A 12,657-nucleotide genomic window follows, 5' to 3' on the forward strand; every position below is an offset into this window, starting at 1 on the left:
AAACCGTTCAGGCACACTTCAATTCGCGGCCAAGAGGGGATATAGGTCAGTCAAGTTGACCTATATTGCAGCGTCCGGGGAGGCGTGCCGTGACCCTTATGAACCTGTTGGCTTCGCGCTCGTCGCGCATGAAAGCGTCCGAAATCCGCGAGCTGCTGAAGCTGCTCGACCAGCCGGACATCATCTCGTTTGCCGGCGGTATTCCCGATCCGGCGCTGTTCCCAGCCGAGGCGATCCGCGACGCCTATGCCGATGTGCTGGGTGGCGCCGAGGCGGGCGCTGCGCTGCAGTACCAGGTCTCGGAAGGCTATCTGCCGTTGCGGCGCTGGCTCGCCGGGCAGATGGGCAAGCTCGGCGTCGCCTGCGACGAGGCCAACATCTTCATCACCTCCGGCTCGCAGCAGGCGCTGGATTATCTCGGCAAGCTGTTCCTGTCGCCGGGCGACACCGCGCTGGTGACGTGGCCGACCTATCTCGGCGCGCTGCAGGCTTTCAACGCCTATGAGCCGCGCTACGACCGGCTGACCCCGGCCGGCGGCAACATGACGCCCGATGCCTATCGCGCGGCGGCGGCCGCCAATGGCGGCAAGGCCAAATTCGCCTATCTGGTGCCGGATTTCGCCAACCCGACCGGCAACACGCTGAACCGTGAGCAGCGCGAGGCGGTGCTCGACCTTGCCGGCGAACTCGACATCGCCGTCATCGAGGATGCCGCTTACCGCGCGCTGCGCTATGACGGCGAGGGCGAGCCGCCGATCCTGGCGCTCGATTGTGCCCGGTCCGGCGGCATCGACAAGGCGCGCACGCTCTATTGCGGCTCGTTCTCGAAGATCCTGTCGCCGGGCATGCGGGTCGGCTGGGTGTGCGCGCCGCGCCACATTGTCGAGAAGCTGGTGCTGATGAAGCAGGCCTCGGACCTGCACAGCCCGTCGATCAACCAGGTGGTGATGCATCGCGTCGCCGAAGCCGTGTTCGAAGGCCAGGTGGAAAAACTCATCGACGCCTATCGCGAGCGCCGCGACGGGCTGCTCTCGGCACTGGAAGCCCACATGCCCGAAGGCGTGACCTGGAGCCGCCCGGAAGGCGGCATGTTCGTCTGGGTGACACTGCCGGAAGGGGCCGACGCCACCGAGCTTCTGGCTCGGTCGGTGAAGGAAGCGCGGGTCGCCTTCGTGCCGGGCAACGCCTTTTATGCCGATGGCACCGGGCGCAACACACTGCGGCTGTCCTTCACGCTCGCCGACCGGCGCGCGGTGAGCGAAGGCATTCCAAGGCTAGCCGCCATCCTGAAGGGATAGGCCGGCGCTGGAAGCCGGCTTTTCCTCCGCCGTTACAGTCACCAGCCGCTCAAGCTTTGAAAGCCTGGTGCGAGCGAGCTTGCGGACCGGCCTTTCGAAACCTTCTTCGCCGTTTTCGACGACGAAGACCAAGGTCATGAAATCGAGCATGAATTGGTCGATGGCTGCCGCGACCTCGCGCGACCTGCCCTTGAACCGGCGCAGCAGAGCGGTTGCTTCCTCGATATCGTCGACAGCGGCGCTGTCGACCAGCGCTTCGAGCCTCTGAAAACAATCCAATCGCAATTCCTCCCACCGCGCCACCAAACCCGGTTGCGAGCGGAAAGTTCCAAACTGTGAGTGGTCTCGCGAAGAAATCGCCTCCATTGCTTGAATTCCGCGGACGGGCCATCGGCAATTTTTTTGTTCGGGTGGAACCTCCGCGGCCAACAAAGGTTCTTACCAGGTCTGATCCCCCCTCAGACCCCTGAAGGCTAGACATGCTTTCCAAAGGCCCGCCGGATCCCCTCCCGGCGGGCCCTTTGTCTGCTGGGAAGTATCCGCATTGACGACGCCCTATCCCAACCTAAATTCGAACCCACACGAGGAGGCGTTTTCATGGAAACCCAGGAATTGCATCGCGGCCGGCTCATCGACCACATCCAGCTGGTGGTCAGAAACCTCGCGGCCAGCCGGCGTTTCTACGAGGCGGTCCTGCAGGCGCTCGATGTCCCGATCGGCGGTAGCGGCGCCGACTTTTTCTGGGCCGACGAGCTGTTTGTCTCCACTGCCGACAGCCGGGCCGCACAGGGAAAACTCACCGGCCGCCATCACCTGGCTTTCCAGGCAAGGGACCACGCCATGGTCGACGGCTTCTACAAGGCCGGGCTGGCGGCCGGCGGCACGGACAATGGCGCGCCGGGCGAACGGCCCTATCACCCCGGCTATTACGCCGCCTTCCTGCTCGATCCGGACGGCAACAACATCGAGGCCGTCCATCACGGCCCGCATCGTCGCAGCGCCGCTTCGGTGAAGATCACCTTCTAAGCTGCCGATATTCAGCCGGCCGGGATCGCGGACGCATGGGCGATGCTGGAGAGAGGCTGCCTTGCGTTGCCAGATCGGTGGCCCCGATGCTAACCGTGCAAATGGCGGGTGGGAATCGGTCCCGAAGCAACGTCCGCCACAAATTTTCAATAAAACTCCCCTTACCCCCCGTGGAGATATTTTTTTTTATGCAAAACCCAGCAAGGGCGATCTGTGCCGCCACGCTTCTATTTGCGATCGGGGCCGTTGGCCTCACAAGTATATCATCCTTTGCTTATATTTCATCGGCGCAGGCCCAGGAGGAATATCTTCCGACCGAGAAGGATTTTGTCGGCAAATGGAAACTCAACGGCGGAGCCATCCGGCCGCCGCGCGATATGAAGGATGCGCCGACACCGGAACAGGAAGCGGCCGCCAGTGAGTTCCAGCAGACGGTGACCGCGTTTTACGGGGCGTTCGACTATCTGGAGATCACGGCAGACGGCCGCTACAATTTTCACCAGCCCGGGGATCCGACGTCGGGGCCTTGCGTCTGGTGCGGAACCTGGTCGTTCAGCAAGAGTTCGGCGTGGCTCGAGCTGGATACGGCGCCCCGGCTGGATATCTACGCCAAGGACGGCGACATGCAGATGACCTACACTGTCGAACCCTACGAAAAATCGAAATATGCGTGGCTGGTTTTCGGCTGGGCGAAGGCCGAGTAGGCGGCGCGCAGCATTCACCACGTTCGTCATCCTCGGGTCTCCGCGACGGAGCTTCGCTCCTGCTCCGCCTGTGGATGACGAAAGCGGGAGAGGCTTCCGCTAACCCCGGATGTCAGCGATGGTTGACCGAAACGGAAGATGACATCTTCTGGGTCGCGCCACTGAACGTCACGGCTTTTCATCCATCTCGTATCCTCGTATACGAGATGGAACCAGCCGACCGAGGAGACCGCATGAGCCCGCCGCCTGAAACCGTGCCGTTTTTCAGCCAGTGGGAAACGCCTGACATGACGCTGGACGTGCTCGCCGACGGTGCGGATGTTGCGCTCAGGCGCGATCCGCTATGGAGGCGATCCGGGGCGGAGACCCTCGACGAATACGCAATCTGGGCCGCCAACATCTGCGGCATGGCCTGCCTTAAGATGATCCTGGCCAGCCGCGGCGAGATCGTGCCGACGATCGAGCTTGCCAGGCGCTGCACCTTATATGGCGGCTATGTCGTCAATGAGAGATCGATCAAGGGGCTGATCTACGCGCCCTTCGTCAGCTTCGTGAAGGAAGCTTTCGGCCTGCGCGCCGAGGTGATGACCAATGTCGCCACATCAGACATTCCGACGATCATGCAGCGGACGCGCTTCTTCATCGCGTCGGTCAGCAGCTCGATCCGCTGGCCCGAGCGTGAGCCGCCCTCGAAGGGCGGCCATCTGGTGCTGATCACCGCGGCATCCGACGAAGGTTTCCGCTTTCACAACCCGTCCGGCCATGAGCCCGCCACACAGGCAGACGCAGTGTTGTCACCGGCCGATTTCGACCGCTTCTTTGCCAATCGCGGCATTGCCGTCGCCATTTGATTTTTTGACAGTCGAGGGATTTCGATGACCGACAAGACAAGAGTGGCCATCCTCTATGGCGGGCGTTCGGCCGAGCACGACGTGTCGCGCCTTTCGGCCGCCAATGTGCTGAAGGCGATCGACCGCACGCGCTACGATATCGTGCCGATCGCCATTTCGCGAGGCGGCAGGTGGCTGCTGCAACAACTCGATCGCGCCGCGGCGATCGGCGATGAGGCGGCAGGGGCGCCGGCCTCCGAAGACGGCCCGGAGGTTGCTTTGTTGCCCGGCGGCAAGGGCCGGCTGGTTGCGGTGTCGCGGGATGGTACGCAGCCTGAGCTGCCCCCCATCGACGTCGTGTTCCCGGTGCTGCACGGGCCGTTCGGCGAGGACGGCTCGGTGCAGGGCTATGCCGAGGTCGCCGATGTCGCCTAGGTCGGCTGCGGCATTCTCGCCTCGGCCGCCGCCATGGACAAGGACGTCGCCAAGCGGCTGATGCGCGAGGCGGGACTGGCGGTTGCCCGCTCCGTCACCGTGCATCGAAACGGCAAGCATTCCTTCCAGGAGATTGCCGGGACGCTCGGCCTGCCTTTCTTCGCCAAGCCGGCGCGCCAGGGCTCGTCCTTCGGGGTCAGCAAGGTGAATGACAGGGACGGCTTCGAGCAGGCCATCGACACGGCTTTCCGCTACGACGGCAAAGTGTTGATCGAGGAATTCGTCGAGGGCCGCGAGATCGAGTTCTCGGTGCTGGAGCGCGCCGACGGGTCGCTGACGGTGTCGCTGCCCGGCGAGATCATTCCGGCCGGCAAGCACGGCTTCTACACCTATGAGGCCAAATATCTCGATGCCGACGGCGCGCTGGTCAAGGTGCCCGCCGATGTCCCGGCCGATGTGGCCGAAAAGGCCAGGGATATGGCGCGGCAGGCGTTCCAGGCGCTTGGCTGCGAAGCCATGGCGCGCGTCGATTTCTTCCTGCGCACCGACGGCAGCCTGCTTGTCAACGAGGTCAACACCATTCCCGGCTTCACCGACATCTCGATGTATGCCAAGGCGCTTGCCGCCTCAGGCATCGGCTACAGCCAGACCATCGACGTGCTGATCGAGCACGCGCTGGCCAGGCATGCGGCGCGCTGATCCGATCGGGCGAGCCTGACTTCCATTTAGCCCTTCGGGAGCGGCCGGTGCGGGCCGGATCATTGCCTGTGAGCGCGGCGTATTTCATCGTTGGCTAAAGTTGCACGTCCGCTCTATATGCCCGATCATGGCATTTGGCAGGGAGGCATCACGTGGCCAATCGTCGAAACGGCACGGCGTCTCCGGCTGATGGGCTGGGGGACGCCCTTTCAGCGGCCGCGCCCCATCCGCGAACCTCTTTGCCCAATGTGGCGGCCATCGTCACGACAGTGGCGGCACTGTATTTCGGGCGCGAGGTTTTCCTGCCGATCGCCATCGCGCTGCTGCTGACCTTCGCACTGGCGCCGCTTGTCGCAGCGCTAAAAAAGCTCGGCATTCCCCGGATTGCCGCCGTCATCGCCAGCGTGCTCGGCGCCTTCGCGGCGCTTGGCCTGTTCTCCTTCATCGTCGCCACGCAGGTCAGCGAACTGGCGCAGAACATCCCGGTCTACCAGACCAACATCCTGACCAAGATCCGCTCGCTCAAGGAAACCGGGGTCGGCGGCGGGATCCTTGCCAGACTGAGCAAGGTGGTCGAGCGGGTCGGCCAGGAGATCGACAGGCAAGACCCCTCGCTGCCGGTCGCCACCCCGGAAAAGCCGCCGCGCGAGCCGGTGCCCGTCGAGATCGTCGCGCACGAAAGGCCGCTTCAGGTCCTGCAGAATGTCGTCGGGCCGCTGATCAGCCCGCTTGGGTCGGCCGGGCTGATCATTGTCGTCGTCATCTTCATGCTGCTCGAGCGGGAGGATCTGCGCGACCGCTTCATTCGGCTTGTCGGCTACGGCGACCTCCACCGCACCACCGAGGCGCTTCAGGATGCCGCCAAGCGGGTGGGCCGCTATCTCCTGATGCAATTGGTCGTCAACATCGTCTACGCCATACCGATCGCGATCGGGCTCTGGGCCCTCGGTATTCCCAATGCGCTGCTGTGGGGGCTGCTGGCCCTGGCGCTGCGTTTCGTTCCCTATATCGGCCCGATCATAGGCATGCTTTTGCCGCTGTTCCTGGCGCTGGCCGTGGCACCGGGCTGGTCGCTCGTGCTGTGGACAGCCGCCTTGTTCGTGGTGATGGAACTGATCACCGGCAATGTCATCGAACCCTGGCTCTACGGTTCGCGAACGGGACTGTCGCCGCTGGCGATCATCGTCGCGGCGATTTTCTGGACGTGGCTCTGGGGGCCGCTCGGGCTGATCCTGTCGACGCCGCTCACTGTCTGCCTGGTGGTGCTGGGCAGGCACGTGCCGCAGTTTGAATTCCTGGACGTGCTGTTCGGCAACGAGCCCGTGCTCGAACCCCATGCGCGCCTGTACCAGCGGCTGCTGGCCGGCGATCCGGAAGAAGCCACCGATCATGCCGAGGAGATGCTGGAGGAGAAATATCTGGTCGAATTCTATGACAAGGTTGCCATTCCGGCGCTTCTGCTGGGCGAACAGGACCGTGTGCGCGGCGTCATGGGCGATTTGCAAAGGCGGCAGGTGGCGGCCAGTGCCCTGATGCTGGTCGCCAATCTCGACGACAGCGCGCAGGAGGAGGCAGGCGAGGAGGAGGGGCCGCCCGTGGCCGCAGAGGCGAGCGACGATGACGATCCCGGCGGGGAGGACGAGACCGAACTGCCCGATGGCACGGATATGTCCGTGCTTTGCGCCGGGGGGCGTGGCGAGCTCGACGACGCCGCTGCCGCGATGCTGGCGCAGGTGCTGGAGGTCCAGGGCGCGACGGTGTCGAAAGCCAGCTTTGCCGATATGGAACCCGCCGGCATTCGCCGCCTTGAGCTCGAAACCGTCGACACCGTCGTGGTCGGATTCCTGAACCGGGATTCCATCAAGCACGCCCGCTTTCTGGTCCGCCGGCTGAAGCGTGCGAAGGCCGCACTTCGCGTGGGAATCGTGTTCTGGTCGGAGGCCGACAGCGAGGACAAGGAGACGGCGGGCAAACTGGCGCGTGACATGAACGCGGATTTCGTGGCGCATGGCATGGTCGACGCGGTGCTGGGCGCGCTGTCAAACGAGCCGCCGGTCGCGCTCAAGCTTGTCGCCAAACGGCGCATGCGGCGACAGCGGGCCGCGTCCAAGAAGGTTACCGCGGCAGTGGCGGGTTGACCGAAATCGGCGGAAGGCCCATGGAACAAGGCGGCCCCCCGCGCGGCCTTACGGAATTGGCCACCCCGGCGGTGAGAAATGCTCGAAATTCGCCCAGCCCACGAAGCCGACCGGTCGGCGATCGTGCAACTGTGGCATCGGGGCTGGCATGATGCCCATGCGCATCTGGTTCCAGCCGAAATCCTGGCGTACCGAACGCCGGCGCATTTTGCGCTGTGGCTGGAGCAATCCACCGATGCCTTCCATGTGGCGGCTGCCGATGGATTGCTTGGCTTCGTCTCGATAAACGGGGCGGAGCTGGTCAAACTCTATGTAAGCCCGCAAGCACGGGGAAGCGGAACCGCCCGCGATCTGCTGTCTTATGCCGAGCATCTCTTGTGCGAACAGGGCGTGGCGGAGGCCGAGCTTTTCTGCACGGCGGGAAATGTCCGCGCGCAGAGATTTTATGCCCGCGAAGGGTGGCGCTTGAGCCGCAGCTTCGAAGACGCACTTTGGCTGCCGGATGATGTCGCCGGCAGGTTCACCGTGGAAACCCACTGCTATCGGAAGCATCTGGGCTTTCGTTAGCATCACTATTCGGAACGAGCTTGGCGAGATTATCGCGGACGCTGGAGCAGGCGCCCCCTACCGGTCGACCATCGCCATGCCCCGCTCGGTGTAGCGCGGGCCGGAGATTTTTCCCGGCGCGAGCGCTTCGTCGAGCGCGGCCATCTCGGCGGCATCGAGTTTGATCGCGGCGCCGGCGACGTTCTCTTCCAGGTATTTTCTGCGCTTGGTGCCGGGGATCGGCACGATGTCGATGCCAAAGCCGTCGCCCTTCGCCAGCAGCCAGGCCAGCGCGACCTGGCCGGGCTTGACGCCGCGGGCAGCGGCGATGTCGCTCACCTTGGCGGCCGCCTCGACATTGGCGTCGTAGTTTTCGCCCTGGTAGCGCGGGTCGTTGCGGCGATAATCGCCGTCGGGATAGTCTTCCGCACGCTTGACCTGGCCGGTGAGAAACCCTCGGCCGAGCGGCGAGAACGGCACCAGGCCGATGCCGAGTTCGCCAAGCAGCGGGATGATCTCCGGCTCCAGATTGCGCTCCCACAGCGAATACTCGCTCTGCAACGCCGACACCGCATGCACGGCATGCGCCCGGCGGATGTTGGCTGCACCCGCTTCCGACAGGCCGAAGAAGCGCACCTTGCCTTGCGCGACGAGTTCGCCGACGGCGCCCGCGACATCCTCCATCGGCACCGCCGGGTCGACGCGGTGCTGGTAGAGCAGGTCGATACGGTCGGTTCCGAGGCGGCCGAGCGAGGCTTCCACCGCCTCTCGAATGTGCTCGGGCCGGCTGTCGGTTCCGGTCTGCTTGCCGTTTTCGATGCGGAAGCCAAATTTCGTGGCGATCGTCACCTGGTCGCGCTTGCCCTTCAATGCCCGGCCGAGCAGGGCTTCGTTGTCGTAAGGGCCATAGACTTCGGCGGTGTCGAGGAAGGTGCAGCCGAGGTCGATGGCACGGTGCAGCGTGGCGATGGATTCGGCCTCGTCGGCCGGGCCATAGGACTGGCTCATGCCCATGCAGCCGAGGCCGATGACCGAGACCTGCAGCCCCTGGCTGCCGAGCTTGCATGTTTTCAGGGTCATGGCAGGCGTTCTCCGGAGGGGGCGCAGCGATTATAGCGTCAGCAGGTTCAATCGATACGCCTATTCGATCACGATGTGGCTATTCGATAAGGATGTGGCTATTCGATCAGGATGTGGGCTTCGCGCGCTGCTTCGACGAGCGCCGCCCTGGCGACGTCGGGGGCAACATCGCCGCTCGTCGCCCGCTGGCAGGCGCGCAGTGCGGACCGATGCTTCGGGCTGCCTGCGTCACGCCAATGTGTGGTGAGCAAATCAATGGCCTGCTGTGTGTTGGACAGATGATGGATGGAACCGGTGACGCCGACCGAAACCGCCACAGGTTTGGAGAACCATGCCGTTTGCATTGGAACCACCTCAATTGGGCTGAAGCAATAAACGCTTATGGCCGCTCAAGGTTTCGTCGCTACCAATCAATCTGGCGTGATAGATTGCCGATACCCCCAGCGGCATTGGGCCCCACATTGTCCGCGGGGCTCACATGTTCGAGGCGACGTCGCGGGTGGGCGGTGTTTTGGGTTTGTGGGCGGCGCGTTGCCGCGTCGCCTGGTGGGCAGGGCGGGGTTTGACCGTGTTCACGGTCGTGGGCGCCTGCGCCTTGCGGCGCTTGAGCCAGTTGGCTGATAGTTCGGCAAGGAGACTGCGCAAGTCTTTCACGACGTCCTCCTCTTGTAGGGCGACAAGGTAATTGCCGTCGCCCCAACTTGTTCCACCGCAAACTCCTTCCGCCAAAAATAAAAGTTCTTGCCGGCGAAAGCGGTCGGGCATCACCTGCCGATATAGGCGGCCAGTTCGTCCGGCGTCCCGTTCGGGAAGGCCTGTTTCAGAAAATCCAGGAACGCCGACACGCGCGGGCTGAGCAGCCGCCGGGAGGGGTAGAGCGTCCAAAGAGCGATCTCAGGGGCGTCGATGTCCCCCCAATTCACCAACGTGCCGTCAGCCAAATCGTGGGCCACCAACGAAATGGGAAGACGTGCCGCACCGACCCCCGCTCGCACCGCATCGCGCACCATAATGAGCGTTCCCAAAGCGAGGACCGGCTCGATTTTGATCGTCGACCGGCCACCCTCGGTCTTCACGTGCCATGTTTGCCGTTCGCCTTTCCCGCGCGCAACGGCAGGGGCCGGTCCACCGGTGCGAGGAAGGTGAGGGCTCGCCACGACGACCAGCCGGTCGCGGAGAAACGCCCGTCCGACCAAGCTTTCGTCGGGATCCGGGTTGACCCGGATTACCAGATCGTAGCCTTCCTCGATCATGTCCACAGCCCGGTCCTCCGTCGTGACCTCCAGCCTCACCTCCGGAAATTTGAGGGCAAATCCCGCGGCGATCCTCCCCATCGCGGTCTGAGAAAAAAGCAGGGGCGCGCTGATCCGCAGTCTCCCCTTGGGTCTTTGACCGCCCGAGGCGATCGCCGCGGCCGTCTCGTCCAGTTCGGCAAGCAACGCCCCCGTCCGCTCGAAAAGCGCCCGTCCTTCCTCGGTCAGCTTCAGGTTACGCGCACCCCGTTCAAACAGGCGCAGGTCAAGGCTGCTCTCCAAGTCTCCAACGCGCCGCGACAGGGTTGCCTTGGGCCGGCCGGTGGCCCGTGCCGCCTTGCCGAAACCGCCATGGCGGGCAACGAGGTTGAAATCGGTGAGGGCCAGAATATCCATAGGTGTTCCACCAGTGAGACGGTGCGTCTAAAATTTCGGTCTGTTTGAGTGTTTGTGAGCCACACATATTGGGCCTGTCAAGCAACCCAACAGGAGAAATTCCATGACCATCCTCGTTACCGGCGCCACAGGCAATGTTGGCCGCCAAGTCGTCGAGCACCTCGTCAAGCGCGGCGCCGACGTCCGTGCTCTCGTCCGCGATCCGTCGAAAGCCAGCTTCCCGGCGGGCGTATCGGTCGCGCAAGGCGACTTTCTCGATGTCGATTCACTGCGCAAGGCCATGTCCGGCGTTTCCACCCTGTTCCTCTTGAACGCCGTGGTGCCGGACGAATTCACCCAGGCTTTGGTCGCGCTGAACGTCGCCCGATCGGCGGGCATCGAGCGGATCGTCTATCTCTCGGTGATCCATGCCGACGTGTATGTGAACGTGCCGCATTTCGCCGGCAAGTTCGGCGTCGAGCGAATGATCGAGCAGATGGGCTTCCAGGCTACGATCCTGCGCCCGGCCTATTTCATCCAGAACGACCTGATGATCGAAGACGTCATCACCGGCTATGGCACCTACACAATGCCGATCGGCGCCAAGGGTCTCGCCATGGTCGACGTGCGTGATATCGCCGAGATCGCCGCTCTCGAGCTGCTGCGCCGCGAACGGTCCGCGGAGCCGCTTGCGCTCGAGCGGATCAACCTCGTCGGTCCGCAGACACTGACCGGGACGGATATCGCGGCCATCTGGTCCGACGTGCTCGCCCGGCCGATCAGCTACGGCGGGGACAACACCGAAGGTTTCGAGCAGAATCTCAAGCAGTTCCTGCCTGCCTGGATGGCCTACGACATGCGCTTGATGGGCGAACGGTTCCTGACCGACGGCATGCTGCCCGAGGCCGGCGACGTCGAGCGCCTGACCGCGCTTCTGGGCCGCCCTCTGCGTCCCTATCGCGACTTCGCCTCACAAATCGCCGGCTCTGCCTGACGGAACGGCTCCGGTCATCACCCGGTTCAGAAACAGCAGGGCGGCCTTTTGAGAAGGCCCCCTGTTCAACCGGTACCGTCTTACTGCAGGGTGGCCGGACCAGGCCCGTCGCGTTGGGCGATCATCCGCCCGCCATCGTCGCCACCGAGACCATCCACGAACAGGCCAGCCACGCCGTCGAAATTGGTGAGCCCGTCGAATTCAATTGCGGCGCCAATCAGCTGGGCTGCCTGGAAGACAAGGTATTCGACGTCCTCGAGGGCGATGTTTTCGGCCAGGTTCCTGACCCTTACATGTTCCGCCACCGCCGTGATGCTGACGATGCCGGTCTTCCTGAAGGCGATCTGGACCGCTGAACGGACGTCATCGCGCAGTCGCGCCGAGTAATCATACCGCATCGAAACCTCCCAAAGGGAACGGTTTTCTGTTCAGGTTGCACAATGCGGCAGAGGCTTCGTCTTGGCAAGTCACGAATTAAATAATATCTAAACAAATCAGCTAGTTAGCATAGTTATGCAAGTATGCGCCTTACGCCGAATACCATCAGGCTCATCATGCGCATGAGAAGCAGTTCACTCATCCCGAGGTCTTGACGCGCTAGGAGCGCTTTCCTAACTATTAGGTAAGCGAGTTGAATACTCATTCGAGGTATCGGGATCCTGAGCGAGGGAGCGCGATGACTGAACTGGAACGCCCGGAACGGTTGCAGATCATGCTGACGTCAGACGAGCTGGCTGCGCTGGAAAACTGGCGCTTCGACAAGCGTATGCCGAGCCGTTCGGCCGCGGTCAGGGAATTGCTGCGGCGCGGGCTTGCCTCGGACGGGTTCCTGACGGCGGAGCAAGGGGCGAAGTCGCAAGACTTCGGCATCCTGCCAACCGCCGGCGGCAACGGCATTTCCGAAAGCGGCAAGGAGTAACGGGTCACCGCGCGTGAGCCGCTCGAGTCCTTTCAGGCTGCCGGTCGCCGCAACGCGGTGCCGGCCGGCCCAGCGGACCATAACTCTCGATTCAGAGGATGTTGGTCGTCACTTCGACGACGATCGCGGCACCTTCCAGGCTGCCATTGGTGACGTGCACGACACGCGATACCCGCAGATCCTGCGTGGTTCCATCGATCGACAGCGCAACGCTTTCGCCGATCCGCGGAACCGCCTGAAAAACCGCGTCCGTGGCCTCCGGCCGGTTGTCGATCGATATGCGGCAGTTGACGGTCATGAGATGTCTCCTGTGTCGGCCCGGTGGTCAACGCGGGGTCCGCGAAATGGTTTCAGGAGCCG

The 12,657-nt window shown here is 63.4% G+C and carries 15 protein-coding genes and 1 pseudogene; 9 read left to right on the plus strand and 7 right to left on the minus strand.

The features are described 5' to 3' along the window. Window positions 1–98 precede the first annotated feature (98 nt). Window positions 99–1,298 (plus strand): aminotransferase-like domain-containing protein, encoded by a 1,200-nt coding sequence (locus MESCI_RS14795; RefSeq protein WP_032807972.1) that lies wholly within the window; start codon window positions 99–101, stop codon window positions 1,296–1,298. Here MESCI_RS14795 and MESCI_RS14800 read toward each other — a convergent pair. Further along, the gene (locus MESCI_RS14800) at window positions 1,275–1,577 is read right to left on the minus strand and encodes a hypothetical protein (protein ID WP_245268623.1); all 303 of its coding nucleotides are present in this window, start codon (window positions 1,575–1,577) and stop codon (window positions 1,275–1,277) included. The genes MESCI_RS14795 and MESCI_RS14800 overlap by 24 nt on opposite strands. Window positions 1,578–1,895: 318 nt before the next feature. Here MESCI_RS14800 and MESCI_RS14805 point away from each other — a divergent pair, with 318 nt between their 5' ends. From MESCI_RS14805 to MESCI_RS14830, 6 genes and pseudogenes are all read left to right on the plus strand, one after another. Beyond that, a complete protein-coding gene (locus tag MESCI_RS14805) occupies window positions 1,896–2,324 on the plus strand; it encodes a VOC family protein (RefSeq protein WP_013530756.1) in 429 nt (142 codons plus the stop codon). A gap of 188 nt (window positions 2,325–2,512) precedes the next feature. After that, on the plus strand, window positions 2,513–3,028 hold the full coding sequence (locus tag MESCI_RS14810; RefSeq protein ID WP_013530757.1) for a hypothetical protein: 516 nt from the start codon (window positions 2,513–2,515) through the stop codon (window positions 3,026–3,028). Between the two features lie 233 nt (window positions 3,029–3,261). Next, complete coding sequence (locus MESCI_RS14815; RefSeq protein WP_013530758.1) at window positions 3,262–3,879, plus strand: C39 family peptidase; 618 nt, start codon at window positions 3,262–3,264, stop codon at window positions 3,877–3,879. Window positions 3,880–3,903: 24 nt separating this feature from the next. After that, window positions 3,904–4,992 (plus strand): annotated as a pseudogene (locus MESCI_RS14820) (D-alanine--D-alanine ligase family protein). A gap of 152 nt (window positions 4,993–5,144) precedes the next feature. After that, a complete protein-coding gene (locus MESCI_RS14825) occupies window positions 5,145–7,130 on the plus strand; it encodes an AI-2E family transporter (RefSeq protein ID WP_013530759.1) in 1,986 nt (661 codons plus the stop codon). Between the two features lie 78 nt (window positions 7,131–7,208). After that, window positions 7,209–7,697, plus strand: a complete 489-nt coding sequence (locus MESCI_RS14830; protein ID WP_013530760.1) for a GNAT family N-acetyltransferase — start codon at window positions 7,209–7,211, stop codon at window positions 7,695–7,697. 57 nt (window positions 7,698–7,754) lie between these two features. Here MESCI_RS14830 and MESCI_RS14835 read toward each other — a convergent pair whose 3' ends face one another. The 4 genes from MESCI_RS14835 to MESCI_RS14850 form a co-directional block, all read right to left on the minus strand. Next, window positions 7,755–8,756, minus strand: coding sequence for an aldo/keto reductase (locus MESCI_RS14835; protein WP_013530761.1), 1,002 nt, complete (start codon window positions 8,754–8,756; stop codon window positions 7,755–7,757). 98 nt (window positions 8,757–8,854) lie between these two features. Then, window positions 8,855–9,100 carry a DUF982 domain-containing protein gene (locus tag MESCI_RS14840; protein WP_013530762.1) on the minus strand — a complete coding sequence of 82 codons (246 nt, stop codon included), beginning with the start codon at window positions 9,098–9,100 and terminating at the stop codon, window positions 8,855–8,857. Window positions 9,101–9,230: 130 nt separating this feature from the next. Then, window positions 9,231–9,521 (minus strand): hypothetical protein, encoded by a 291-nt coding sequence (locus MESCI_RS14845; protein WP_013530763.1) that lies wholly within the window; start codon window positions 9,519–9,521, stop codon window positions 9,231–9,233. Continuing rightward, the gene (locus tag MESCI_RS14850) at window positions 9,521–10,405 is read right to left on the minus strand and encodes a LysR family transcriptional regulator (protein ID WP_013530764.1); all 885 of its coding nucleotides are present in this window, start codon (window positions 10,403–10,405) and stop codon (window positions 9,521–9,523) included. Before MESCI_RS14850 ends, MESCI_RS14845 begins: the two co-directional genes overlap by 1 nt. Before the next feature lie 103 nt (window positions 10,406–10,508). Here MESCI_RS14850 and MESCI_RS14855 point away from each other — a divergent pair, with 103 nt between their 5' ends. Further along, complete coding sequence (locus MESCI_RS14855) at window positions 10,509–11,378, plus strand: NmrA/HSCARG family protein (RefSeq protein ID WP_013530765.1); 870 nt, start codon at window positions 10,509–10,511, stop codon at window positions 11,376–11,378. Between the two features lie 80 nt (window positions 11,379–11,458). On the opposite strand, the gene MESCI_RS14860 is transcribed toward MESCI_RS14855, so the two are convergent. Next, window positions 11,459–11,776, minus strand: coding sequence for a hypothetical protein (locus tag MESCI_RS14860; protein ID WP_013530766.1), 318 nt, complete (start codon window positions 11,774–11,776; stop codon window positions 11,459–11,461). A 278-nt stretch (window positions 11,777–12,054) separates the two neighbouring features. On the opposite strand from MESCI_RS14860, the gene MESCI_RS14865 reads away from it, so the two are divergent. After that, window positions 12,055–12,297: a hypothetical protein gene (locus tag MESCI_RS14865; RefSeq protein ID WP_013530767.1), complete on the plus strand. Its 243-nt coding sequence runs from the start codon at window positions 12,055–12,057 to the stop codon at window positions 12,295–12,297. Window positions 12,298–12,388: 91 nt separating this feature from the next. Here the strand turns inward: MESCI_RS14865 and MESCI_RS14870 are convergent, their stop codons facing one another. Next, window positions 12,389–12,595, minus strand: a complete 207-nt coding sequence (locus tag MESCI_RS14870; RefSeq protein ID WP_013530768.1) for a hypothetical protein — start codon at window positions 12,593–12,595, stop codon at window positions 12,389–12,391. Window positions 12,596–12,657 lie beyond the last annotated feature (62 nt).

This window comes from Mesorhizobium ciceri biovar biserrulae WSM1271 (genome assembly GCF_000185905.1).
Classification (GTDB): domain Bacteria; phylum Pseudomonadota; class Alphaproteobacteria; order Rhizobiales; family Rhizobiaceae; genus Mesorhizobium; species Mesorhizobium ciceri.

Excerpts from the sequence above, each read along its gene's own strand:
- MESCI_RS14795 (WP_032807972.1), top strand. The coding sequence starts at position 99 with ATGAACCTGTTGGCTTCGCGCTCGTCGCGCATGAAAGCGTCCGAAATC.
- MESCI_RS14805 (WP_013530756.1), top strand. The coding sequence starts at position 1,896 with ATGGAAACCCAGGAATTGCATCGCGGCCGGCTCATCGACCACATCCAG.
- MESCI_RS14810 (WP_013530757.1), top strand. The coding sequence starts at position 2,513 with ATGCAAAACCCAGCAAGGGCGATCTGTGCCGCCACGCTTCTATTTGCG.
- MESCI_RS14815 (WP_013530758.1), top strand. The coding sequence starts at position 3,262 with ATGAGCCCGCCGCCTGAAACCGTGCCGTTTTTCAGCCAGTGGGAAACG.
- MESCI_RS14830 (WP_013530760.1), top strand. The coding sequence starts at position 7,209 with ATGCTCGAAATTCGCCCAGCCCACGAAGCCGACCGGTCGGCGATCGTG.
- MESCI_RS14835 (WP_013530761.1), bottom strand. The coding sequence starts at position 8,756 with ATGACCCTGAAAACATGCAAGCTCGGCAGCCAGGGGCTGCAGGTCTCG.
- MESCI_RS14840 (WP_013530762.1), bottom strand. The coding sequence starts at position 9,100 with ATGCAAACGGCATGGTTCTCCAAACCTGTGGCGGTTTCGGTCGGCGTC.
- MESCI_RS14845 (WP_013530763.1), bottom strand. The coding sequence starts at position 9,521 with ATGCCCGACCGCTTTCGCCGGCAAGAACTTTTATTTTTGGCGGAAGGA.
- MESCI_RS14850 (WP_013530764.1), bottom strand. The coding sequence starts at position 10,405 with ATGGATATTCTGGCCCTCACCGATTTCAACCTCGTTGCCCGCCATGGC.
- MESCI_RS14855 (WP_013530765.1), top strand. The coding sequence starts at position 10,509 with ATGACCATCCTCGTTACCGGCGCCACAGGCAATGTTGGCCGCCAAGTC.
- MESCI_RS14860 (WP_013530766.1), bottom strand. The coding sequence starts at position 11,776 with ATGCGGTATGATTACTCGGCGCGACTGCGCGATGACGTCCGTTCAGCG.
- MESCI_RS14865 (WP_013530767.1), top strand. The coding sequence starts at position 12,055 with ATGACTGAACTGGAACGCCCGGAACGGTTGCAGATCATGCTGACGTCA.
- MESCI_RS14870 (WP_013530768.1), bottom strand. The coding sequence starts at position 12,595 with ATGACCGTCAACTGCCGCATATCGATCGACAACCGGCCGGAGGCCACG.